The 310-nt window shown below is 46.1% G+C and carries 1 protein-coding gene; it reads left to right on the top strand.

Features of this window, described 5'->3' with window-relative positions; all coding sequences use genetic code 11:
* Window positions 1–133 precede the first annotated feature (133 nt).
* Window positions 134–310 (top strand): cellulose biosynthesis protein BcsO (gene bcsO / locus ACNQ0T_RS23630; protein WP_417930433.1); only part of this gene is annotated, 177 nt, incomplete at its 3' end.

Genomic DNA, 310 nt, shown 5'->3' with positions numbered 1-310 from the left:
CCTGTCAATCGTGTGTATTGGTATGTCTCCACCGGCGCTTTTTCTGCCATACCAGAGACGTCGCGATATTTTAAATATACCCAGAAAATAACAACAAACTTAATATGAAATTTTTAAAATCATGAGGTTATCAATGAACCATTATGATGATCTGCAGCGCTTTCAGGAAAAAACGCGGACGCAAAACCTCAAATTTCAGGATCTTTCATCGCAAGCCGCCACGCGGGAACACAGCGATTGGGCGATCCTCAATCAGCTAAATCCCGGCGCCGAGGAAACCTCTTCTCTGGCGCTGGGAGTCTCGGTCTCC

The sequence above is a fragment of the Enterobacter cloacae complex sp.6700776 genome (assembly GCF_048284255.1).
Taxonomy (GTDB): Bacteria; Pseudomonadota; Gammaproteobacteria; order Enterobacterales; family Enterobacteriaceae; genus Enterobacter; species Enterobacter intestinihominis.
This window is presented reverse-complemented; position numbering and strand designations above follow the sequence as displayed.